The following is a 21,648-nucleotide window of genomic DNA, read 5'->3' as shown; positions in this document are numbered from 1 at the left end:
TCCTTACGCTCTGAATGACAAATTAATTGTTAATTGTCAATGGTTAATTGTTATGCGTGGTACACGGTATCCGAGCGCTGAGGAACATCCCCCCCCACCCCCCCTTCAAAGGGGGGAAGAGCGGAGCGAAGGGGGGATGTTATCCCTTCAAAGGGGGAAGAGCGGAAAAACGAAAAAATCTGTGTGAAGATTTATCTCCCGCAAATTGTTTTTAATAAATCACAGTTGTGATTTATCTCGATGACAGAACCGAAAAGCCTCTATCGCGGAATATCCGTTAAAAGAGGCATCCGAAGCGAAGGGTGAGCGAGACGAAGCGATTGCCTTCGAGGTGTTTCACGTTGAATCCCCGAGTCAGCGTACCGTTCATTGCCACATAGCCGCGGGTACCGTTCGCATCGAGAACCCTCGAATATTGGAGCGCTACGTTGCCTCTGATCTGCGCGGCCGTAAGGTATTCGTATTCGCGGGCGAGGTATAGTTCGTTGTATTTCGGTTTGGTCTGGTCTTCGCCGGGCGTTGCGTACTGACCGTCTTTAGCCATCGTTCCTCCGCCCGAGGTATAGCGTGCGCCGAGGGAAATACCGTACTCGTTCTTACCTCGCACGAGGTTACGCACGGCGGTGGCGTGGTAATGTACGTAACGGATCGTTTGTTTGCGGTAATAAGGGTAAAGCGACAGGGTTTGCTTTCGTTGATACAGGTCGATGCCTCCTTTAAACGTCCATTGCGGATTGAAATTCCGCACTCCGATATCGGCCGTATAGCCGATGCTCGCGTTCAGTCGTTGCTTGTCGGCTACTTTCAGCGGATCGTAATATACGATCACGGTCGTGCCGCCCGGCCGACTTTCATGTTTGTAGACGTTTTCGAGGTTCTCGAGACTTTCGTTTTCGAGATGTAAGTCGAGGCGGTGATGGGCGGAACCTCTTTTCAGCAGAAATGCCCCGTTGTACTCGCAGATATCCGAATGATGTCGGCTGTGCAGCACCTTTGCCGAAGCCTTTCTGCCATACCCGCCTTCACGCTGCTTGTACGTCAGTTCGTGAGACATCCGAAAATCGGCCGAGCGATTGATATGCAGTTGTACCGAAGCGCCATGGTAACGGTTATACATGGGGGTATTGTCATTCTTTTGGGTGTAGCCGGTTTCTCCGAATTCTTCGACGGCACCGAAAAACGCGCCATAGCTGATCAGAGAGTAATATCGTTTGTCGGTTGTGCCATATACGTTGAAATTAAGTCCTTCTACACTGCGGCGATAGAAATAATTGGCTCCGAGCTCGACCGTTTCGTGAAGACGCCATGAAGCTCCGGCTGTGACCGACATGTCGAGCAGCCTGTTCTTATGGCGCAGGTCTTTTTGTTTGGCGTAATTGGCGGCATGATAATCTACCTTCGCGCTTAGTGTCACCCGATGGGTCAGGTCGGTGCTGATCGCTCCGGCCAAACGGTACGTTTCGAGGTTTTTGACGCCGCGTGTCGTATCGGTGTATTCCACAATGTCGAAAGGTTGTTCGTAAGGATCGATAAAGGCCGACCCCCCCATAGCTTTGCCTGTGAAATACCGGTAGCATATACCTCCGAAGAAGACGATTTGCGGCGAGAGACGGAAGAACGACTCGGTCTGTGCGCCGAGCGTGTAACTGTCGTCCGACTGATGATAATTGATAAACCCACCGTTTTCCTTTGTGGCAAAGACATCGGCCACCGCCATCTTCCCGACGGGCAGATACCGGATACCCGTTGCATTGTATCCGGTAAGCCGCGCATCGGAACGTTTGATATAACCGTAATCGATCCGTCCGGGGTATCCCGTCGTGTCTTGCGCTGCGATGCAGGCGGAGCTTAACACTCCGCCTATCCACATCAGCATGCGTATATAAAATCGTTTCTGCATACGGTCTATCATGTGTCTCTTCCACGATTAGTCTTTCAACGAAGACTGCCGGCGCTGGTGAAAGTCTTTCGTCGAGTTGTTGCTGTCCATATAGATGATACGTGCCCCTTTCTTGAGCGATGCCTCGGCATCGATACCGCTCGGGTCGGTGCTGGCCTTGCCGTCGATTTCGGTGCCTTTGTCGTATTTATATACGAGTTTCGCTTCATTGCCCGGCACGGCCTTCGTAGCATCCGGATCGACGTTGCGATACAGCGTATAGCCCTTCGCGTTTTGGTGATTGACGTATCCGGCATCTACTTTTGCCGTCAGACGCTTTTGATTGTTTTTTTGACCGACTTTGAATACTTCGATGCCGTCGAGCACCCACTCGTCTTTTATTTTCAGACGTGCATAGACCGGAGTTATTTTGCCTTGGTAGTAATTGAGGTTGTTCTTATCGTTGGCAAAGGCCGCAGGAGTGACGTCTTTTGTGGTGAAAATAAAGAAGGCAGGGCTTGTATTGCTCAGCGGCCAACCATTACCCATTCCGTATTTTACGGCCGAGAGATAATGCGAACTCGGAATAGCGGCCGAAGGTGCCGGATAGTAAAAGGTGTTGTCGTATACGGAAATATCGTATGCACAGTAGTATTCCGGCTTGCTGAGGTCGACCGACTTCGTATATGTCTTTGTATGATCGATCGCGCCGTTTAAGGCAATCAGGATTTGCTTGCCCGGCTCGATCGTTACGTTTTTTGGGAAATACCAGATTCCGTTGCCTGCAGGAACCCATCCTTCGCTTTCATAGAACAGTTTACCACCTTTATAGTCCTGATTGGGAGTAAAGGAGTTCGCCACAGGGAATGTCATCCCGAGGCATAGATTGTCGAGGCTGGCCGGTTGGGCGGAATTGTTGTATAGAATCACATATTGATCCATACTGAAGTTTCCCGACCCGTCGTCCTTAGGACATCCTGAGATATACAGCTCTTTGATTACGACCTGTCCTTTCTTTGACTCCGAAAGGTTTAGCACAAACAGGTTGGCCGATGTAGCTGCCGAGATCGTGAATTCTTCCGTGATTCCGCTATAGATATACGAATGGCCGCCGCTTTGACGCGTATCGGTTGCCGATGCCTTATAAACGCCGGAAGGTACGTTAAACGAGGCCGTTCCTGTCTTGTCGGTTTTTTCTTTCAAGGCCGAGCCTTTGATGTCGGTCAGGGTTACTTCTATGCCTTCGGTGGGCTTAAACGGGCTTCCTTGCGGATAAGCCAGTTGGATTTTGACTCCAAAGGTTTGGAAATCTTTCTCATCATCCTTGCATGACGTGCACAAAATCAGCGCACTGATCATCAAATAAAAAATCTTCTTCATCTTACCTTGTTTTTTAATTAGTTATACATATAAAATTAAGATCATATTCGTTATAGTTTCAGTCGCAGCGACAGTCCGTAGGTGAATTGCGGAATGAACCCGCTTTCATATAAAGAGGTCTCCATATGATTCTCCGAGAACTTTACTTTTCCCATGTTGTTGAAAAAATTGTGGGCATAGAAGGAGATGGTTGCAAATTTGCCGATTTCTTTCGTAATTTGGATATTTGCAGAAAAGTACGGCGATATCCGGTTCGGATTGAAAAAATAATTTGTTGGCGATTTGAGTACCATTTTGGCCAATTCGGTGTATAATTCTTTGTCGTTTTCTTTCGCCCATGCAAATTTCTCGGCAAAAGGAATCTTCGTATCGGGATCTTCCCACGTCGAGTAATACAGCGGATAAGTACCTACATAGACATCCCCCTGATAAATATCGGTATCTTCGCCTGAAAGATGCTCCGGTTTGCTCATTACGAAGCCGTAGTTTCGCCCCTTGTATTGACTGAGCCGGCGACTGTATTGATATAACGACGCTTCGAGTTTTACGGTAAAGATCATTCGGATCGCGGGGATATGCGTTTCGGTCGTAACGTTCAGGTTCACTTCTTCGGAGATTCCCCCGTTCGAGACGGAAGGAGACGCCGGCTGAATGCTTGATACAATGCTGCCTCCAGTGCGGTACGAAGTGGCGGTGGTCGACGAGCCGACGTAATAGCCGATGTACCTGAACGGGGTATTGTCCGTCATGGACTGTGCGGGAACTGATGCGATCAGCGTTTCGTCTACTCCTTTGTAGCGATAGTAATTTCCATCGAGGAGAAACCTTGTTCTGACAGAGGGGATGCGTGGGAATTCGACTTTCCATTCGATGCCGTTTCGCTCGATGGGCGATCCGTTCCGATAGACGTAGTTGGTCTTATACGTATCGCGTGTCGTATATTCGAGCGCATGACTGCTGTGTGCGCCGGTCTTGTCCGAGACGGTGACGAGCCCCGTCTCCCTGTCGATCGTATATTGTCTGTTTTGTAACGGAATGGTGCTCTGTTCAAGCGCTTTTTGATCGGTCAGCCGATAAGAGTAAGGCGTATGTTCGAGGGTACAGATATACGGATCGACGGTTTGGCTTCGGAAGAAGGAAAGATGAACCTTTACACCGCTGATGGAAAGCTCTGTACGGAATTCATACTGTTCGTTATGCTGCCAGCGCAGGTTGGGGTTGTGGCGAGGCAGTGTCCGGGTGGTGTAGTAGGCATAAAACGTGCTGCCGTCGGCCATGGCGCCGGGGGCGAAAGCCAGATCGTCGGAATACGTCGGTCTGGGATAAAGCACTTCGTGCGAGGGGAGTTTGACGGACTTTCCCCATCCTGCGTAGAGGCTGAAGTCGCTGAGCATGCCGTCTGCATTTTTGCGCAAGGTGCACTTGGCATTGACTCTGGGCGAGATGCTCTGTACGGTACCGTAGGCTGAAGAGCGGATCATCGTCATGTCCGTGCGTATGCCGGCCGTTACTTCAAGCAGCGAGGCGTTCTGCCTGAGGGGCAGGCTCAGTTTGTCTTCGATGTACCAGGCAATGTTATTCACGGACGGTTTTTCATTGTAACGGTACGGACGCCATGTCGGGGCATAGCGCAGATCGTTGTAGTAAACGCCCCGCCCTTTATTACTGCTGCTACTCAGTTCGGCACCGGCTATGAGTTTGTGCGAGAGGGAGCCGAACAGATGCTGCCAGTCGGCTTTGATCTTACCTGCGTAGTGAACGGGCTTGCTGTCGTGATATTGTAACACGTACCAGTAACCGCGCGTAAGCAGGAGGACGGGAGCATCCGGGTTTTCGTCATAGTTCGTTGCGATGAAATATCCTTGTTCCAACGAATGGAGAGAGGCTTGCGACGACGAACTGCTTCTGTTCGTGTTTAACTTCGATAGCCGGTCGGAATAACTGACCGATCCGGAGAACTCCAAATTCGTGATCCATGCCTTGTTAAGCAGCCATTTGGCGCTTACACTCCCTCGCAGACTGTTATTTTGCATATGCGTGTATGTCTCTTTGAAAGCATCGGGGTCGGCTTTTGAATCGTAGCCGCCGATATTGGCCGCTAGCCCCAGATCGAATGAGAGTGGCATTCCCCGGCTTTTGTTTAGCGTATGTGAATAGTTCGTCGTAAACACATTGCGTGTGTATGATGTGTATGGAGAAGCCGGGTCGGAAACGGATTTCGTATGCTCGAAGCTTGTGTTGAGCGTGCCTGCATCCCTGCCGAGCGAAAAGCCCTTGCTGACGGCTACCTGTTTGTTTACGGGCGAGGTCGATAGATCGACTGTCAGCGGCGTCTTCCCTTTGCGCGTGTGGATTTTCACTAATCCATTCGTTAAGTCGCCATGCTCGACCGACGGGATACCCGTGACGATTTCGACCGATTCGATATTCGTTGAGCTGACGCTCCGCACATCGACTCCTCTCGTCTCGTCGAAGGCTGCGTTGTTTTGCAGCCGCACTCCGTCGACCTCGACGGCCGTTCCGAACGAAGCGTTCCCTTTCTCGCCTCCATATGCCCGTAATACAAAACGTTGATCTTTTGTAAGTTTTTGATTTATAGGTGTTTTTCCACCTGGCAGTAACGAGAGGATGTCGGCCACATTCGTTATCTGTGCATGGTCCAACGTCGTACGGTCAATGGTATAGGATGTTGTCAACTCGCGAGGTTTCTGGCGCGCCGTGACTACAACTTCGTCGAGCGCCAGATTCTCTTCCGCGAGCAGAAATACAAGCTCCGGCATATCGTTTTTGACCTCGATATCGAACGATTTTGTGACGTACCCGAGGCAATGAACCAGCAATACAGTCTTGCCGCCGGGAACATCTCTCAGTACGAATCGTCCCGCCTCGTCGGCCACTGTCCACAACCGATTATCCGCAAACGAGACGGCAGCAAAACCCACCCCCTCTTTACTTTTGCTGTTCAGTATTTTACCCGTTATTGTGAACGTCTGGCCGAACAAACCCTGTGTACAGACCGAGCACCATATGATAACCCCAATAATATATCCACGCATGGCTTTTATAATCAGATTGCAAAGATAGCATCCCCAGCCGTATGCTCAAATCCCCAATAATGGGGATAATTTATTCCGTAACGCCCCCGAATTTTATCCTTTCTTACATACCTGAAGAGGGTGTGCCAAAACATATTGCGTCTTAACACACCCTCTCGTTTGCTCTTCCTCTTGGACTTGAACCAAGGACCCTCTGATTAACAGTCAGATGCTCTAACCAACTGAGCTAAGGAAGAGTGTTGTTCTCTTAAAATTGCGGTGCAAAGATACGGCTATTTTCGAAATATGCAATATATTTGTGCAAAAATTTTTTTGAGTAGATGAAAATTATTGGAATTGGGAATGCATTACTCGACGTTTTGTTGCGTCTGGAGACTGATACAACGCTGGAAACTATCGGGATGAAGAAAGGCGCGATGGATTTGATCGACGAAGCAACGATGCGATCGATTCAGCGTGAACAGTCGGGACTGGAACGTTCGGAGGCTCCGGGCGGATCGGTATGTAATACGATGCGTGCGCTTGCATTGTTAGGCGCTTCGGTCGGTTATATAGGTAAAGTAGGCTCGGATGCGAACGGCCGTTTTTATACAACGGCGATACACGATGCCAGTGTGATACCGCATATCGTGCAAACGGACGGTATATCGGGATGCTGCACGGTGTTGATGTCGCCCGACAGCGAACGGACGATGGCGACTTTTCTCGGTCCCGCGGCCACACTGACGGCCGAAGAGATTACAGATGACGTATTACGTATGTATGACTGTCTTTATATGGAGGGTTATCTGATCTCGAACGAGCAGCTGTTTCATCCGATCCTGCGTCGCGCAAAGAAGCTGGGACTGAAAATAGCACTTGATCTGTCGAACTTTAATATAGTTCACGGGTTTCATGAGATGTTGCATCAGGTCATTCCCGAATATGTAGATATTCTTTTCTCGAATGATAGCGAAGCCGAGGCTTATACCGGCCTTGCTCCGGCTGAGGCCATTCGTGAGATCATGAAAGATGTTGAATATTCGGTAGTGACCATCGGGAGAGACGGAGCATTGGCCGGACACCAGGGCGAAACAGTACATGTACCGGCCTTAAGTCATGCACCTGTCGATACGACCGGAGCGGGCGATAACTTTGCCGCCGGATTCTTGTACGGGTATTCGCAACGACTCTCATTGAAGCAGATGGCTTCGATCGGTGCCGTGATGGCCTCTCATGTGGTTGAAACCGTCGGGCCGCAAATCCCGGCCGATCGTTGGCAACAAATAAAGTTAAAAGTAGGTGAGATCATATCATAGGCGTGGCGAAAATGCCTACTTTTGCATCCTTATACATTTATAATATACACAACAGTACATGTCACGATTAAAAAATATACTGCTCCTTTCCCTTTTGCTGGCATTGGGAGGAGTTCACGGACTCGACGCTCAGCAGGGGAACCGTTTTGAGGTTAGTAAACAGTTGGAGATTCTCAATGCACTGGTGAAAGAAGTCGATATGTTTTACGTTGACTCGGTCGAGGTCGATAAGATGGTGAGACGTGGCATCGATGCCATGTTGAAAGGTCTGGATCCGTACACGGAATACTTTCCCGAGCAGGAGATGGACAATATGAAAATGTTGATCACCGGTGAATACGGCGGAGTAGGGGCTTATATCCGTTCGCGTGACGGGGGAGTAATCATCACCGAACCGTTCGAAGGGATGCCTGCTGCATTGGCCGGACTCAAGGCCGGTGACCGGATTCTGGGCATCGACACGGCTGATGTTACGAAGGCGACGAGCGAACGGGTGAGCGAATTGCTCAAAGGTGTGCCTAACTCGAAAGTCGTCCTGAAAATTCAGCGTCCGGGCGAAAAGAAACCGCGCAAGTTCGAAGTGATACGTAAACAAGTGATAATTAAACAAGTTGTGCATTACGGTGTTTATGGCGATCACACGGGATACATCTACCTTGACGGGTTCAGGGAAAAGAGTGCGCAGGAGGTGAAAGAGGCTTTTGAAGACCTGAAAAATCGTCATCAGATTACCTCGTTGATTCTCGACCTGCGCGATAATGGCGGAGGGTTGCTGCCCAGTGCCGTTCAGATCGTGAATTATTTCGTGCCGAAGGGGCGGGAGGTCCTTTCGACGCGAGGCAAAATCAAACAGTGGGATCGCACGTATCGTACTACGGTCGATCCGATCGATACGGTCATTCCCATGGTGGTGCTCATTAACGGAAGTTCGGCATCGGCAGCCGAGATCGTCAGCGGGGCGTTGCAGGATATGGATCGTGCGGTGCTGGTGGGCAACCGATCGTTCGGGAAGGGGCTGGTGCAATCGACACGTAACCTGCCTTACGACGGAAATGTTAAAGTGACAATGAGTAAATATTATATTCCCAGCGGACGATGTGTTCAGCATATGGACTATGCTCATCGCCATACCGACGGGAGTGTCTCGGCCATCCCCGACAGCTTGACATCTGTTTTTTATACTTCGAAAGGGCGTCCCGTACGCGACGGTGGAGGTGTTCGCCCTGATTTTGAAGTGGAGGAGAAGAAAACACCAACCATGCTGTATTATTTATTGAACGACTTTACGTTGTTTGACTACGTCACCGATTGGGTGCAGGCGCATCCGACGATCGCACCGGCTGAAGAGTTCGTTTATCCGGACGTTGATTACGAAGGCTTCAAACAACGCTTGAAAGATGCGAAGTTTACGTACGACCGGCAGAGCGAGAAGGCCTTAAAGAACCTCAAAGAAGTTGCTGAATTTGAAGGGTATTTAGAAGAAGACACAACGGTTTTTGCGGCGCTCGAAGCGCAACTTAAGCCTGATCTGGATCGTGACCTCGAACGGTATAAGGAGGATATTAAAAAGCTTATTACGACCGAGATTGTCAAGCGGTATTACTATCAGGAGGGAGAGCTTATCGAGAACCTGAAAGGCGACAAGGCCTTGCAGAAAGCGTTGGAAGTGCTGACTAATGAGGCGTTGTACCGTCAGACATTGAGCGCTCCCAAGCCTGAGAAGGAAAAAGAGACAGGTACGGTTGCAGATCGTGCGGGCTGAAAGAAAGAATGAACACTCTCTATAAGAATCTTTCTCCGAAATGCCATCATAAAGGCATCTCAGAGAAAGATTCCTTCCCGATTATAATCGTTTACTTGAATTTCAACGTATGAGTATGTTCGATATACCTTATTTCCAGAAAATCATTTGAGATAGAGATGATTTCGTAAATCTCGAAAGTGCTAATTGAAGAATCTTTTGTTTTGCTAATAATATACTTGCCATTTTTAGCTAAACCGATTTTCTTTGGATTAAATGCGCCGTCAATGGTGTCGGACAAGTAATAGTCCTGTATGCCGAGAAGTTGACCGTTGAAATAAGCATATTTTTCAGTTCGTGTATATTTTTCAGAAAATGTTTTGTCACTCATCCCCTGCATATTCCATTCCTTGCTTATTAATATATCCATAACACTTTTCTGTTCTTGTTTGTCTGATGCTGATAAGCAAATAAAAACGAGCACTAAGAATAAACTGATCTTTTTCATTTTATTGTTTTATTTATCGATGTTATTTAATTGTTGTTGATGTTTTTATTCAATGTTTATCTTTGTCGTCATTGACACCTGCTCATCAAGAAAAATGCGGAGAATAAACGATATACAGTAAGAACGATGCCGATTACTGCCCATAAAAACATCTGCAAAGGAGATAGGATAGAAGCCTTTGAAAATTCATCAAGGGCATAGGTTCGGATAAGACACGACTGATAAATACATCATTTCTGGATTTGGCAAAGTCGGATACAAAAAAAGATTTCCTTGTCGAGCACTTTCGATTTGGGCTGTTATAGCATTTGTTATTGACATAATCATCGCCGTTGGTTTCAGCCACAAAGATAGAAACTTTTTGCAAAACATTCTACCTGTCATTGAAAAACTTGCCACATCGTTTTTTTATAAGACAGAAAGATACTGTGAACTGAACAATAAACTGACTGTATATATTCAACAGTACCCTTATTTCTATAGGAATAAACCACGCCAGCCTGCTCGCGATACGCCTTTGACGCGCCTGTTCCTGTGATTTGTTTACGATTGGATGATGACCCGCTGAGTCGGTGCCAAATGTTTATGACGATATTCGATCCGTTTTACGACGTTTGTGGCCAGTTGACGGAAAGCGGCCCCCGTGATTGTATCGGGGTTCAAGGCAGCCGGTGCGCCGGAATCTCCGCTTTCGCAGATGCTTTGCACAAGGGGAATCTGTCCGAGTAGCGGTACGTTCAGCTCTTCGGCCAGCTGTTTGCATCCTTCTTTTCCGAAGATGTAATATCGGTTTTCCGGCAGTTCGGCCGGGGTAAACCATGCCATATTCTCAATAAGACCTAATACGGGAACATTCACCTTTTCGCCTAGAAACATGCTGATTCCTTTGCGTGCGTCGGCCAGAGCGACTTGCTGAGGGGTACTCACAACGACGGCGCCTGTAATGGCAAGTGTCTGCACGAGTGTCAGGTGAATATCGCTTGTGCCCGGCGGGAGGTCGATCAGCAGATAATCGAGTGCTCCCCAGTTGGCGTCGGCAATCAGTTGTTTGAGCGCATTACAGGCCATGGCGCCACGCCACAGCACGGCGTTATTACGGTCGACGAAAAAGCCGATGGAGAGCAGTTTTACACCGTAATTCTCGGCCGGGCATATCAGATCGCGCCCTCCTACCTTTTCAAGTACCGGGCGGGCATCTTCGACGTTAAACATCTTGGGTTGTGATGGTCCGAAAATATCGGCATCCAGCAGTCCAACGCTGTATCCTTCAGCGGCCAGCGCTACCGCGAGATTGGCCGAGACGGTGCTTTTGCCTACTCCGCCTTTTCCGGAGGCCACGGCGATGATATTTTTTACATCGGGAAGCAGCTTGTCAGGCTCCGGACGTTTTTCCTGCAGGGCCTTAACCGAGATATTTCCTTTGATGTCGATCTCCGGGGAGATGTAGGTGAGAATCGATGTTTCGGCCGCTTTTACAACGGATTGAATAAACGGATCGTTCGGTTTCTCAAAGATGAGTGTAAACGATACCTTGGAGCCTTCGATGCGTATGTTGTCTTCGACCATTCCGGCTTCGACCAAGTTCTTGCCGGTGCCCGGGTAGCGCACTTTTTCGAGCGCTTCCAAAATTAATTTCGGATAGAGTGTCATATGTTATCTTGTTTGTGTACTTGTGAGCCTCCGCGCCGGCTTCTGTTGTAGCTGCGGTAGGCGTCGGGTTCAATGTCTACGTCAGGTTCGATCCACGTTTCGCGCGGTTGGCAGACAAAGCGGAGATATTTGATATTCAACCCCCGTTCAATCCACTGTTGTTCGTAATATGTCCGGATGGACAGGATATCGTCGGCAGCACCCGAATGATATAGATCGTCCGTGCATGCCTGGACAGGTAAGTCATTAGACTTTATCATCTCAGTCGTGTAGGTGAACATAAAATGACTGTCCGTTTTGAGATGAATGAGGCCGTCCGTACGAAGTATTTCACTGTACATACGCATGAAACGCGTGCTTGTAAGCCGTTTGTTCACTTTCTTCATCTGTGGGTCGGGGAAGGTGAGCCATAGCTCGGCGACTTCGCCGGGGGTGAAGAAATGACTGATCCGTTCGATCTCGGTGCGCAAAAAGGCAACATTCTTCATTTCGGCATCGAAAGCTTCCTTGGCACCAGCCCACATGCGTGCACCTTTGATATCGATTCCGATAAAGTTTTTATCGGGGAAAAGGTGTCCCAGTCCAACCGTGTACTCACCGCGTCCGCACCCAAGTTCGAGAACGATGGGGCATTCGTTTTTAAATACTTCCGCATGCCAACGGCCTTTCAGCGGACAGCCTCCCTGGGCCTGCAACACTGCATACGGGTATTGGAAGACGTTCGGTAACGCTTCCATCTCCGCAAACTTTTGTAATTTGTTTTTTCCCATGAGGCACAAAGATACGGAAAAATATCGGATGTGTTTGGGAGGGAGATAAGCCTTTCGATAGACAACCCTACCCAAACACGTCGGCTATACAGTTTTGAACGCAATCCGTTTCCAAGGACTTTGAGGTTTTTCGGAAAGTTCTTTTGCATATAGATGAATCAGTGAACTAGCTTCGTCTACCCCGCCCCAGAAGTATCGACCTACGACATAACTATCACCTAAAGCCTTCCACGATCCGAGTGTTGCATGAGCGAGTTGGTCGGCTGCTTGTAAGTAACTCCATGCCGTTTCCTCATCAATATATCCGGCATCGTAACAAGCACGGGTAATGAATGACAATCGAGCCACATCCCAACCTGCCACACCGATTCGTGCCAGATCCTCCATATCCGTGATGGTCCCTTCTTTTTTCATAGTTTCCAGGGCCTCTTGTAAATTATTCAAAAAAAGAATGGCACGTTCCATTTCTTCGGATGTCTTGAAATGAGCAAGAAGTATATCTTTTTTTGCTTGATCACCGGCTTGTTTCATTGCTTCGACTACGGGAGGGAAGAAATAACGATGCCCCACGTCCCGCAGGCGGTCGAGCGTTTCCAATGCGTCATCCGTATTTTGAATTCCCCACCATTCTTTGAGGATTATATTGCGTCGATTGCTTTCGATATGAAGTTTAAGGGTGTCGAGACGTGCATGCTGTTGTGACGAATAGACGGCTCCAAGTAATATTGAACGTTGTTTATCAATACTCAGAGGATTGTTGGAGGTCACATTGAATTTTCCTGTGGCGGCACGGAAAATAAACTCAAACATACGCCGTTTAGTCACGATAAAATAACCCACGAAAATAATTCCGATCAGAATTAAGACATACGTTGTGTAATCTGGAGATGTTTGCTGCTCTAAGGGGAGGGTCTCATCAGCTCTAAACTGAATAGCATTGCTCTGAGCAAGCGCATGAATAAAAAAGAAAAAAGTTTTCATTTGATAATGTTTTAAGATTGATTTTATGTTTCTTGATTATTAACTGTTTATGTTCCCGATTTTAACTGATGGATGTAATTTTTTGCTTCAAATTTAAGAAAAAGATTTCTTTTGGGGGATAAAAATGGAACTTGTATTTTGACTTGTTGTTAATTTTATATTGTATTTCATTGATTTTTTTGTTATTGGGTTTGTTAAGATTTGCTTTTTGTGGGACGTGCTGTCTGATAAACTTGTTTGTGTTCTCGATCAGCCCTTTTTTCTAAGAAGCACAAGGAGGGGATGGGGAAATAAATGTGTATGTAGTAGTTCCTTGGCTAAATTTTGATAATCCGCAAACTCGCTACTGTTATCTACAGTGATGGTGTGCACATGTTTTTTGTATGGCAATAGCATACTGTAAACGATTTTAGAGAGTTCTTTTGTGTTTTTTCCTTTGTGTGGAGCTACTAAACTCTGGATAGCTCTTTTATTGTTCTTTTCGAGGGGGCTATTTTCCTATCTTCAATGTCCCGAAAAGAATCAGCTCCTTCCTACATCCTTAGAATAGTTGCATTGGCTATTTGAATTTACGGATTGATAAATTTTGTCGATTATTCTAGTGTTGTGTAAATTTTGATATGACGTATATTATTTGTAAGTTTGTTTCAAAAAGTCATGATACGATACACCATTAAATTAAGCAAGCAAGAAGTGGAAGAATTGGAAGCGATAGTCAACAAAGGCTCTCACAAGTCCCAAACCTATCGTGCCGCCTATATCCTGCTCAATACCGATGAAGGCGATTATTCCCGGAAGGTGACAAACGAGCGTATATGTGAGGTTTTACACATGTTTGGTCATCGATAGCTGCATCGGGAGTGTTCTTTTGTACCGATTTGATACCGTTATCACAAGAGGTTTCACTTTCGTACATTTGACTACTGCCAATTACTAGTCCGTTCGTAGCTTTCGGATTAAACCGAAATTCACTGTTCTTTCGGGTTGAAATTACAAATTTTCCTATTGTCATTGTTTAAATAAACTTAACCCAATTATCCCGGAGAGAGATTCCCCATGGCATCTATATGCGTACAGAGCAGAAGCAGCAGCGGAAAATAGTCTTTCAACTCATGGCGCAAGGTTTTCAGGGCTTTGCTCATACGGGCTTCGATGGTCTTCGGGGAGAGTTCGAGCCGTGTGGCGATCTCGCGATACGTCAGTCCGTTGAAGCGGTTCATTTCAAATACTTCGCGGACATCGCTTGATAACTTTTCCAATGCTTGGCGGAGGAGAGTTTCGAGTTCGCTTAACGTATAGAAGTCTTCCGGTGACATGGAGACAGAGGGCAATTCAACTTGATCGGTGGTATATTTGGTTGTAATCGATTCTTTGCGCAGATAATCCGTGCAACTGTTACGAACGCTGGTAAGCAGGAAATTGCGAAAAGAGAGCCGGATATCGATTGTTTTCCTATTTTTCCAGACTTTCAGAAATGTCTCTTGTACGATGTCTTCCGAAGTCTCCGGATCATTTACGTAACGTTGTGCAAAGATGCACAGAGCAGGATAAAATTCAAAAAACAGTTCCTTGAAAGCCTCGCGACTGTCATGAACGGCTATTTTTCTGAATAGATTTTCAATGTATGCATCGTCTCTCATGTTATTTGTTTATTTCCTTGATATGTTACGGATGATTCACTGCAAATATATAACATATCGGGCATATGTACAAACCGCTTGTAATGCTTTTATGCGGATTTACCATGGCATGGAATATGATCGACCGAGCATCATTCCTTATTTCGAGGGGGAACGGAGACGCATTTCGATGCGGAACGTTGTGCCTTTGCCGATTTCGGATGACTTTACGTAGATTTCGCTGCCGGGCGTTGTTTCTACGATCCGGCGAACGAGCGACAAGCCTAATCCCCAACCTCGTTTTTTAGTCGTATAACCGGGGTTGAAGATGGTCTGAAAGCGCGATTTTGGGATACCTTTACCCGTGTCGGTCACATCGATCCAGACACGTTGCTTGCGGCTGCCTGTGCAGATAGTGATCGTTCCTTGTCCTTCCATGGCATCGACGGCGTTCTTCGTCAGGTTTTCAATCACCCATGAGAAGAGAGACTCGTTCATCATGACGAACAGCGACTGATCGGACAATAGGGTCTTGATGCGTATCTTCGATGAGATACGTGTGCCCATATAGTCGCAGGCCGAGCGGATGGCTTCGTTCACGTTGAGCAGTTTAAGCGCAGGGTCAGATCCGATTTTCGAGAAGCGGTCGGCAATTACTTCGAGCCGTTTCACATCTTTTTCCATTTCATGCAGGTAGGCGCCGTCCACCTCTTTGGTTTTGAGGTATTCGATCCATGCGATCAAGGATGAGATAGGAGTGCCGAGCTGGTGCGCCGTTTCTTTCGAGAGGCCGACCCACACTTTGTTTTGTTCAGCTTTTTTCGTGCTGGCTAATGCCAGAAAAGCGATCAGGATAAAGATAAAGACGACCGAGAGCTGAACATAAGGATACATTAAGAGCCGTTTGAGGAGGATGGAATCGTCGTAATAGAGGTACTGGTATGAGTTTGGACCGATCTCGACGGCGAGGGGAGGATTTTTTGACTGAAATTCGGTGACTTTTCGTTTAAGAAAAGCGTCTTCGTCGTTGCCACGCACATCGATATTACGGTGACTGAGGATATTTCCGGCATCGTCGCACAAGATGACGGGGATGGAGGTGTTGCTTTCGATGATACGCAAGACGACCATCAGGTTTTGATCCGTATTTTCCGTGGTCAGTACGCGGTACGCTTCCGTCCATATTTCCATCCGTACGCGTTCTTCGCGCGCCAGTTTTCGAATCAGCATATCGGACACCACGACCGACACGATGGCAATAAGTATGGCTCCGATGATGAAAGCATATTTCAAATCCCGGCGCGACTCATATAAATTATTCATAGCTTATCGTCTGTATCACTACGTTAGTAAACGATGAAGGATATGGATTATTATATGCGTCGTACCGGAAGAGTAAAATGTTTAATAATTTTATTCATTGTTTGAGTGCTGTTTATCCTGTGATTATTTATAATGCTTATTCCGGTCACACGAAAGATAAAGATGATAGCCTTCTTTGCCCTGCACAGCTTCCTCGATGAAGGCGCGTACATATTGTGTGCCGTCAGCCGTCCGGAATGTGTAACGATAGTGGTAACGGATGCTTTCGTCGCTCACCTTGCTCGATACGCGTCTGAGGCGTTCGTGCAACATGCGGAAGAGCTTGCGGACCGTGCTGCCCGATGCCCTCCCGAACGGATCGATTCTGACCTGACTGATCTTGCCGTCTTCATATTCTACCATTGCACCGCTCGTGTTTCCATTGCGAGGTGTAAACAGACTGAAGGTCACTCGGCTCACCTCACCTTCGATATATTCGATACACGCCTTGTTGAAAAAGACGCCGTAAAGTTCTACCTCGTTTCCTTCATAAAAGACACGATGTCCTTTCGTGACTGTTTGCTTCATGCCGTTCGCTGCCATAACCTGTTCCGCTTCATTGTCCGTCATACCCAAACGTACCCCTCCGAGCGACTCGAAGTCATCTTGCGCCATGGCTTGACTGCAAACGAACGCACACATTAACATAATCCACTTCTTCATGTCATTCTGCATTTTATTTTTTTTATTTGTTGACCACAGGGTACAAATATATGGAACTTTTGTCTTGTGAGCAATAGCGAATGATTCTCCCGGCTACCCGCAGGTCTTTCCCCTGAAATACTTCTATGGAGAGAACGCCAATGCGCTACATATCCAGATTGGGATCACGCTCATTGCCAACCTATTTTTGATGCTGATGCAGCGTAGGTTGACACGATAGTCAGTCGTATGTCATAATTATCCCAGCACGTCGTGCATCTCTTCAAGAAAGCTTTTGTAGTCGTTGAGGCAGTGCCGAATGACCTCGCAGGCTTCCTCACGTCCGTAGGTATGTGTAATCTCGACCCTTCTTTTCTCGCCCGGCATGTCTTTATACGTCAGGAAGTAGTGTTTGAGCCGTTCCGTAACGACGTCGGGCAGTTCGTTGATGTCATTGTAATTGCTGTACGTTGCGTCATTTTTAAGTACAGCGATGATTTTGTCATCGGCTTCCGATCCGTCCAACATCCTCAGTCCGCCGATGGGGCGTGCCGAGGCGATGATATCGCCGTGTGCAATATTTTTCTCGGTCAGGATGCAGATGTCGAGCGGGTCGCGGTCGCCGGAGATATTTTCGCGTTTAATCTGTTCCATGCAGTGTTGGGCGAACGACTCGCCGCAATAACTCTGCGGGATAAACCCATAGAGCGCCGGGACTACGCTCGAATAGCGCTGTGGACGGTCGATGCAGAGAAACCCATTCACTTTGTCTAATTCATACTTGACGGTGTCGGTTGGTACCATTTCAATAAAAGCCGTGACAATTTGCGGCGCTTCTTTTCCCACTTCGATGCCGTGCCACGGATGTGACCGATAGCGTAGCCCCATCAAGCGTGTGATGGTGTCGTTCAGTTTATTATACATAGCATTTGAATGTTTGTTAACGCAAAGATAACGTTTTTTTTTATCCCTGCGTGTTTTTTTGTTTTTTTGTGGGGAAACGGCATAGTTTTTCAATGGTAGCCGCCTCCCTCACATGCAATGATTCACTACGTACGTTAGCGATCCGATATATCGCTACAGCCAGGCTCGCTTCTGTTTATCTGTAGAAGCATATTATTTTACAACTATTTTTTGTGATATACTTTTTCCTTCTGATCGGACAGTTATGATATATACACCGGAGGGAATCGCAGGTAGCGCAAGGGTTGTGGTATAAGGCGCGACAGTTTGCCGGAAAACTTCCGTTCCATGCATGGAATATACCCTCACCGAACGATTTGTTCCTTCGTCCCCGATATGTAGCGTACGCCCATCGGGCAATACGAATACCTGCGTATCATTCCTGATCAGTTTGTTTCCGACTGTTTCCCAGATAAATACATTGTCGTATTTCGGTGATTGATAAATCAGCTTATCGTCTTGATAGAAGGCCAACAGTTCCTCGCTGGGAGAGCCGGGCAAATACACGTATAGACTGAAAAGCCCATTTGTACTGCCGATTCCTTCTATCCATACGTTTTCAAATGATCGATGATACGAGCCTAATGGAGTGATAAGAGTTGATTCGAGGGTTATTCGCCGATGATCCTTATGACTGATTTTAACCGTATCCACCTTTTTTACAATGTGGCGGATGGAGTCGTAGTTCCAATCCACTGTATTAGGAGTTTCCAGTGAATAGAATATTCTTCCCATCGTATAAAAAGTATCTTTTTCGGCTACATCGAAATTGTACAGCAACCCATCCCGATCTCCCCATGCCGGGCGGTACCATACTTTTTTTTGTCCGATATCTTCGTACAAATATCCTCGTTTATGCCAATTTTTCGCTTGTTTATCAACTGTATGATAAAGTTTTCGGTATTTCCGTCCGTCAATAAGCGTATCGCCTTCCAATTGGTATATGTATGTCCACTTTCCTTCTTCGTGTCGTTCTTTCAAGTTGTTCCACCGGTTTGTTTCGTTCAGCAGTGGGAAATAGAATCCCTCTATCTCCGTCGGATCTTCGGGGATACGTGGAGTCCCTAATTTGGTAATCAGCGGTACGATCTTTTTAAAACGGGATGTAATCATTCGGTCGAATGGCATAGAGTATTTGTTTTTTTTCTGATTGTCAGAGTATAATCCGTCGCTTTCCATATAGATGCTATCGCATTCAATTTGGTAGACATCCCTCAGCCAGTCTGTTACTGCATTGGGGAAGGCTTGCTCGAAGGCCGTCGGATAATAGCGATTGATTGCTGTGGCAAAGTCCGGATGTTTGTCTGACTTTAGGATGAAGACGAAACCCAAAGCCGTTGGTACCGTAACGCCAACCGGAACATTCTGTTTATTGGGAATATACATATAGTATTTCGCATTGTGGGCATCTGCTGATATTCCATTCAGCATCAAGGTTGCCCATATAAATAAAATATTCCATTTCTTTTTCATTATTTTTCAATTTAGATTGTGTTTATACTGTGTATCTTTTTCTTTTTTCATTTCTTCTCCGAATTAAATCGTATTCGGAGGATTCTGTGCTTTGAATCCATTCGGGAGTTATTCTTTCTTTTCTGTCTTTCTTCATCCGTTTATTTTTTGATGGGTAAATCTGCGTAATGATAGCGGGGAAGACGGGTGAGCAGGCGTTTGATCCATACAACGAGAAGCGCGAAGACCATGCGTGTCAGCATGACCCATAGAAACGGGGCGCCGATTGCTGCGAAAATCAAGGTGTCTTCAAGCTGAGAATGTGAAATGGCCAAGTGGTAGTTCAATAGATTACCATCGCGGCGCGAAATCTTATTCGCCTCCAGCTGCTCCATCATAATAGCACTGCCGTAGCTTAACCCCACGATGTTGCCTACGAGCCACAGAAACGAACAGTTTCGTGGAAGTCCGAAAAGTATCATTACAGGCGCCATCGCTGTCGACAGGCTTTTCAACAACCTGAACTCTTCGAGGATGTAATGCAGAATCATCAGGGCCGAGACGATCACGAAAAATAACAGGGTAATCGACAACGAACTTTTGATCCAGAGAACGAATACGTCAGTCAATGAGGTGCATACACCGGTATCGGCAGCTGAGCCAACGATCGTGTCATATCCTTCATACGGCATGATACGATGTACAGCGAATGCGATTACAAAGCTCATCCCCACACGCAGCACAAACATCCCCGTGAACGATGAGCCGGTCTTACTTTGTACGGCGCATTCGACCAAAAGATTGTGTGAAACAAGGCACATCAGTGCAATCAGGGTAACTTCACGGACGGTCAAAGGCATGGAAGCAATCAGGGTCATCGGTGCGTATAACGGAGTGAAAACACTTGTCAGGAAGATGATGGCCGTTTCGCCCGGCAGACCGATGAAGGAAAAGGCCGGTTCAAGGAAGACCGATACTTGTGCCAGTATACCCGAATATTGGAGCAGTCGCACAAGCAGAGACACGGGCAGAATGATTTTCAGCAGCCAGAAGCAGGTTCGGCACGCTTTGGGCATGGCCGACCTGATGCACCTCCCTATTCTTTGCCCGACCGTTTCCATACATTACTTCATAAACACCCGGCTCATCTCGCGTTTATCGTCGCGCTCCTTGATGGATTGGCGCTTGTCGTATTCCTTTTTTCCCTTAGCAAGGGCGATGACCACCTTGGCCAGCCCCCGGTCGTTGATAAAGAGCCGGGTAGGGATGATCGTAAAGCCGTTATCTTTTGCGGCTGCTTGGAGCTTGCGAATCTCTTTCTTGTTCAGCAGCAGCTTGCGATCGCGACGAGCCGCGTGGTTATTGTACGTGCCGTAGAAGTATTCTGAGATATTCATGTTCTTGACCCATACTTCGCCTCGTTCGACGTAGCAGTACGTGTCGACTAAACTCGCTTTTCCCAAACGGAGAGATTTGATCTCCGTGCCGGTCAGTACGATGCCGGCCGTAAATGTTTCGAGCAGTTCGTAATCGAACGTTGCCCGTTTGTTTTTGATCAGTATGTTGTTATTTAACTTTTCCTTGGCCATGATATGTCATGTTTAAAACCGGAGTCCCGGCATAAGCAGAAACAGCAGTCGATCAATTAGAAACGGTGTTCCAACAATGATGACTGAAGCCAGTATTGTAAATTTCATTTGTTCTTCTTCTTTCACTTTCATATAGGGGTGTGCTCCCATCCACACGATATAGAAAGTGTAGAGGATAAACATCCACAAAAAGATAAACTCCGGCAAGAGTGCCAGTAGAATAAGGAGGACAAACATCAGCGAAGATGAGTAACCGACAAACCGCTGAATAAGTTTTATGTCGCGCGGATACTTGAATACCTTGTACCACAGTTCATTCAGCAGATGAGTGCCGAGGAAAAAGCCTCCCATGGAAGCAACCAGTATTTTAATCGATGATTTCAGGGCGATCTGGAAATCGAATTCTTTGCGTGTAAACAAGACGCCGAGAAAGGCTGAAAGCGCAATCAATCCGAACAAAGGATACACGAAGCGCGAGAGAAAAGTTTCGGTGTTCTCCTCTTTCCGGCGTAGCGACTCCCATGTTTCCGAAGGTCTGAAGATAACGGCGATCAGCTGACTGAATATTTCTTTAAACATACGGTCTCTTTTCGAAAGGGCAAAGGTAGGAAAAAATGACTATTCTCTTCGCGCTCGCCCCGATAAAAATACAAAAGGTGGGGTGTCATAACGGGCGAACTGCTTCGTTGCTTGCGGAATGTGAGCTCGGTCACCTACGTTAGTATGCTCCCTCGCTCTCATCCTTAGCCCCCCCCAAT

Annotated in this window: 19 protein-coding genes, 1 tRNA gene and 1 pseudogene; 3 read left to right on the top strand and 18 right to left on the bottom strand. The window is 47.1% G+C overall.

Annotation, left to right across the window (positions count from 1 at the left end; genetic code table 11):
• Positions 1-277 precede the first annotated feature (277 nt).
• The 4 genes from Tanf_RS13065 to Tanf_RS13050 all read right to left on the bottom strand — a co-directional run bounded on the left by Tanf_RS13065 (position 278) and on the right by Tanf_RS13050 (position 6,551).
• Positions 278-1,900 (bottom strand): DUF6850 family outer membrane beta-barrel protein, encoded by a 1,623-nt coding sequence (locus Tanf_RS13065; protein ID WP_046826164.1) that lies wholly within the window; start codon positions 1,898-1,900, stop codon positions 278-280.
• Between the two features lie 27 nt (positions 1,901-1,927).
• Entirely contained in the window at positions 1,928-3,259 is a 1,332-nt protein-coding gene (locus Tanf_RS13060) for a DUF4876 domain-containing protein (protein ID WP_014226123.1), read from the bottom strand.
• 50 nt (positions 3,260-3,309) lie between these two features.
• Positions 3,310-6,315, bottom strand: coding sequence for a TonB-dependent receptor (locus Tanf_RS13055; RefSeq protein ID WP_046826152.1), 3,006 nt, complete (start codon positions 6,313-6,315; stop codon positions 3,310-3,312).
• Between the two features lie 162 nt (positions 6,316-6,477).
• Positions 6,478-6,551 (bottom strand) — tRNA-Asn (locus Tanf_RS13050).
• Between the two features lie 84 nt (positions 6,552-6,635).
• Between Tanf_RS13050 and Tanf_RS13045 the strand changes: the two genes are divergently transcribed.
• A complete protein-coding gene (locus tag Tanf_RS13045; protein ID WP_046826151.1) occupies positions 6,636-7,613 on the top strand; it encodes an adenosine kinase in 978 nt (325 codons plus the stop codon).
• Between the two features lie 58 nt (positions 7,614-7,671).
• Positions 7,672-9,375 (top strand): S41 family peptidase, encoded by a 1,704-nt coding sequence (locus tag Tanf_RS13040; RefSeq protein WP_046826150.1) that lies wholly within the window; start codon positions 7,672-7,674, stop codon positions 9,373-9,375.
• Positions 9,376-9,466: 91 nt separating this feature from the next.
• Here Tanf_RS13040 and Tanf_RS13035 read toward each other — a convergent pair whose 3' ends face one another.
• The 5 genes and pseudogenes from Tanf_RS13035 to Tanf_RS13020 all read right to left on the bottom strand — a co-directional run bounded on the left by Tanf_RS13035 (position 9,467) and on the right by Tanf_RS13020 (position 13,263).
• The gene (locus tag Tanf_RS13035; RefSeq protein WP_046826149.1) at positions 9,467-9,862 is read right to left on the bottom strand and encodes a hypothetical protein; all 396 of its coding nucleotides are present in this window, start codon (positions 9,860-9,862) and stop codon (positions 9,467-9,469) included.
• A 68-nt stretch (positions 9,863-9,930) separates the two neighbouring features.
• Positions 9,931-10,062, bottom strand: a pseudogene (locus tag Tanf_RS16535) (HXXEE domain-containing protein); the annotation flags it as partial.
• Between the two features lie 343 nt (positions 10,063-10,405).
• Entirely contained in the window at positions 10,406-11,512 is a 1,107-nt protein-coding gene (locus Tanf_RS13030) for an Mrp/NBP35 family ATP-binding protein (protein ID WP_046826148.1), read from the bottom strand.
• Entirely contained in the window at positions 11,509-12,282 is a 774-nt protein-coding gene (trmB, locus tag Tanf_RS13025) for a tRNA (guanosine(46)-N7)-methyltransferase TrmB (protein WP_046826147.1), read from the bottom strand. The genes Tanf_RS13030 and trmB overlap by 4 nt, the downstream gene beginning before the upstream one ends.
• 84 nt (positions 12,283-12,366) lie before the next feature.
• Positions 12,367-13,263, bottom strand: a complete 897-nt coding sequence (locus Tanf_RS13020; protein ID WP_052449121.1) for a DUF1266 domain-containing protein — start codon at positions 13,261-13,263, stop codon at positions 12,367-12,369.
• 657 nt (positions 13,264-13,920) lie between these two features.
• Here Tanf_RS13020 and Tanf_RS15335 point away from each other — a divergent pair.
• Positions 13,921-14,112 carry a hypothetical protein gene (locus Tanf_RS15335; protein ID WP_046826162.1) on the top strand — a complete coding sequence of 64 codons (192 nt, stop codon included), beginning with the start codon at positions 13,921-13,923 and terminating at the stop codon, positions 14,110-14,112.
• Here Tanf_RS15335 and Tanf_RS14520 read toward each other — a convergent pair.
• The 9 genes from Tanf_RS14520 to Tanf_RS12975 all read right to left on the bottom strand — a co-directional run bounded on the left by Tanf_RS14520 (position 14,030) and on the right by Tanf_RS12975 (position 21,469).
• A complete protein-coding gene (locus Tanf_RS14520; protein ID WP_080948650.1) occupies positions 14,030-14,275 on the bottom strand; it encodes a YegP family protein in 246 nt (81 codons plus the stop codon). The two genes, Tanf_RS15335 and Tanf_RS14520, sit on opposite strands and share 83 nt — an antisense overlap.
• Positions 14,276-14,297: 22 nt before the next feature.
• The gene (locus Tanf_RS13010) at positions 14,298-14,903 is read right to left on the bottom strand and encodes an RNA polymerase sigma-70 factor (RefSeq protein ID WP_046826146.1); all 606 of its coding nucleotides are present in this window, start codon (positions 14,901-14,903) and stop codon (positions 14,298-14,300) included.
• 138 nt (positions 14,904-15,041) lie between these two features.
• Positions 15,042-16,205 carry a sensor histidine kinase gene (locus Tanf_RS13005; RefSeq protein ID WP_046826145.1) on the bottom strand — a complete coding sequence of 388 codons (1,164 nt, stop codon included), beginning with the start codon at positions 16,203-16,205 and terminating at the stop codon, positions 15,042-15,044.
• A gap of 123 nt (positions 16,206-16,328) precedes the next feature.
• Complete coding sequence (locus tag Tanf_RS13000) at positions 16,329-16,907, bottom strand: hypothetical protein (protein ID WP_140230643.1); 579 nt, start codon at positions 16,905-16,907, stop codon at positions 16,329-16,331.
• A gap of 237 nt (positions 16,908-17,144) precedes the next feature.
• Positions 17,145-17,810, bottom strand: coding sequence for an inorganic pyrophosphatase (locus tag Tanf_RS12995; RefSeq protein ID WP_014226109.1), 666 nt, complete (start codon positions 17,808-17,810; stop codon positions 17,145-17,147).
• A 192-nt stretch (positions 17,811-18,002) separates the two neighbouring features.
• Complete coding sequence (locus Tanf_RS12990; RefSeq protein WP_046826144.1) at positions 18,003-19,322, bottom strand: T9SS type A sorting domain-containing protein; 1,320 nt, start codon at positions 19,320-19,322, stop codon at positions 18,003-18,005.
• A 140-nt stretch (positions 19,323-19,462) separates the two neighbouring features.
• The gene (locus Tanf_RS12985; protein ID WP_046826143.1) at positions 19,463-20,422 is read right to left on the bottom strand and encodes a nucleoside recognition domain-containing protein; all 960 of its coding nucleotides are present in this window, start codon (positions 20,420-20,422) and stop codon (positions 19,463-19,465) included.
• 3 nt (positions 20,423-20,425) lie between these two features.
• The gene (gene smpB / locus Tanf_RS12980; protein ID WP_014226105.1) at positions 20,426-20,890 is read right to left on the bottom strand and encodes an SsrA-binding protein SmpB; all 465 of its coding nucleotides are present in this window, start codon (positions 20,888-20,890) and stop codon (positions 20,426-20,428) included.
• A gap of 12 nt (positions 20,891-20,902) precedes the next feature.
• Positions 20,903-21,469, bottom strand: a complete 567-nt coding sequence (locus Tanf_RS12975) for a YIP1 family protein (protein WP_014226104.1) — start codon at positions 21,467-21,469, stop codon at positions 20,903-20,905.
• Positions 21,470-21,648 lie beyond the last annotated feature (179 nt).

The organism is Tannerella forsythia (genome assembly GCF_001006485.1).
Taxonomy (GTDB): Bacteria; Bacteroidota; Bacteroidia; order Bacteroidales; family Tannerellaceae; genus Tannerella; species Tannerella forsythia.
Note: the sequence above shows the minus strand (reverse complement) of the source record. Positions and strands in the feature narration are given on the sequence as shown.

Coding starts and splice junctions, on each gene's coding strand:
- Tanf_RS12990 (WP_046826144.1), bottom strand. CDS start 19,322: ATGAAAAAGAAATGGAATATTTTATTTATATGGGCAACCTTGATGCTG.
- trmB (WP_046826147.1), bottom strand. CDS start 12,282: ATGGGAAAAAACAAATTACAAAAGTTTGCGGAGATGGAAGCGTTACCG.
- Tanf_RS13005 (WP_046826145.1), bottom strand. CDS start 16,205: ATGAATAATTTATATGAGTCGCGCCGGGATTTGAAATATGCTTTCATC.
- Tanf_RS12985 (WP_046826143.1), bottom strand. CDS start 20,422: ATGGAAACGGTCGGGCAAAGAATAGGGAGGTGCATCAGGTCGGCCATG.
- Tanf_RS12975 (WP_014226104.1), bottom strand. CDS start 21,469: ATGTTTAAAGAAATATTCAGTCAGCTGATCGCCGTTATCTTCAGACCT.
- Tanf_RS13030 (WP_046826148.1), bottom strand. CDS start 11,512: ATGACACTCTATCCGAAATTAATTTTGGAAGCGCTCGAAAAAGTGCGC.
- smpB (WP_014226105.1), bottom strand. CDS start 20,890: ATGGCCAAGGAAAAGTTAAATAACAACATACTGATCAAAAACAAACGG.
- Tanf_RS13010 (WP_046826146.1), bottom strand. CDS start 14,903: ATGAGAGACGATGCATACATTGAAAATCTATTCAGAAAAATAGCCGTT.
- Tanf_RS13020 (WP_052449121.1), bottom strand. CDS start 13,263: ATGAAAACTTTTTTCTTTTTTATTCATGCGCTTGCTCAGAGCAATGCT.
- Tanf_RS13000 (WP_140230643.1), bottom strand. CDS start 16,907: ATGAAGAAGTGGATTATGTTAATGTGTGCGTTCGTTTGCAGTCAAGCC.
- Tanf_RS14520 (WP_080948650.1), bottom strand. CDS start 14,275: ATGACAATAGGAAAATTTGTAATTTCAACCCGAAAGAACAGTGAATTT.
- Tanf_RS13055 (WP_046826152.1), bottom strand. CDS start 6,315: ATGCGTGGATATATTATTGGGGTTATCATATGGTGCTCGGTCTGTACA.
- Tanf_RS13060 (WP_014226123.1), bottom strand. CDS start 3,259: ATGAAGAAGATTTTTTATTTGATGATCAGTGCGCTGATTTTGTGCACG.
- Tanf_RS15335 (WP_046826162.1), top strand. CDS start 13,921: ATGATACGATACACCATTAAATTAAGCAAGCAAGAAGTGGAAGAATTG.
- Tanf_RS13035 (WP_046826149.1), bottom strand. CDS start 9,862: ATGAAAAAGATCAGTTTATTCTTAGTGCTCGTTTTTATTTGCTTATCA.
- Tanf_RS13045 (WP_046826151.1), top strand. CDS start 6,636: ATGAAAATTATTGGAATTGGGAATGCATTACTCGACGTTTTGTTGCGT.
- Tanf_RS13040 (WP_046826150.1), top strand. CDS start 7,672: ATGTCACGATTAAAAAATATACTGCTCCTTTCCCTTTTGCTGGCATTG.
- Tanf_RS13065 (WP_046826164.1), bottom strand. CDS start 1,900: ATGCAGAAACGATTTTATATACGCATGCTGATGTGGATAGGCGGAGTG.
- Tanf_RS12995 (WP_014226109.1), bottom strand. CDS start 17,810: ATGTATAATAAACTGAACGACACCATCACACGCTTGATGGGGCTACGC.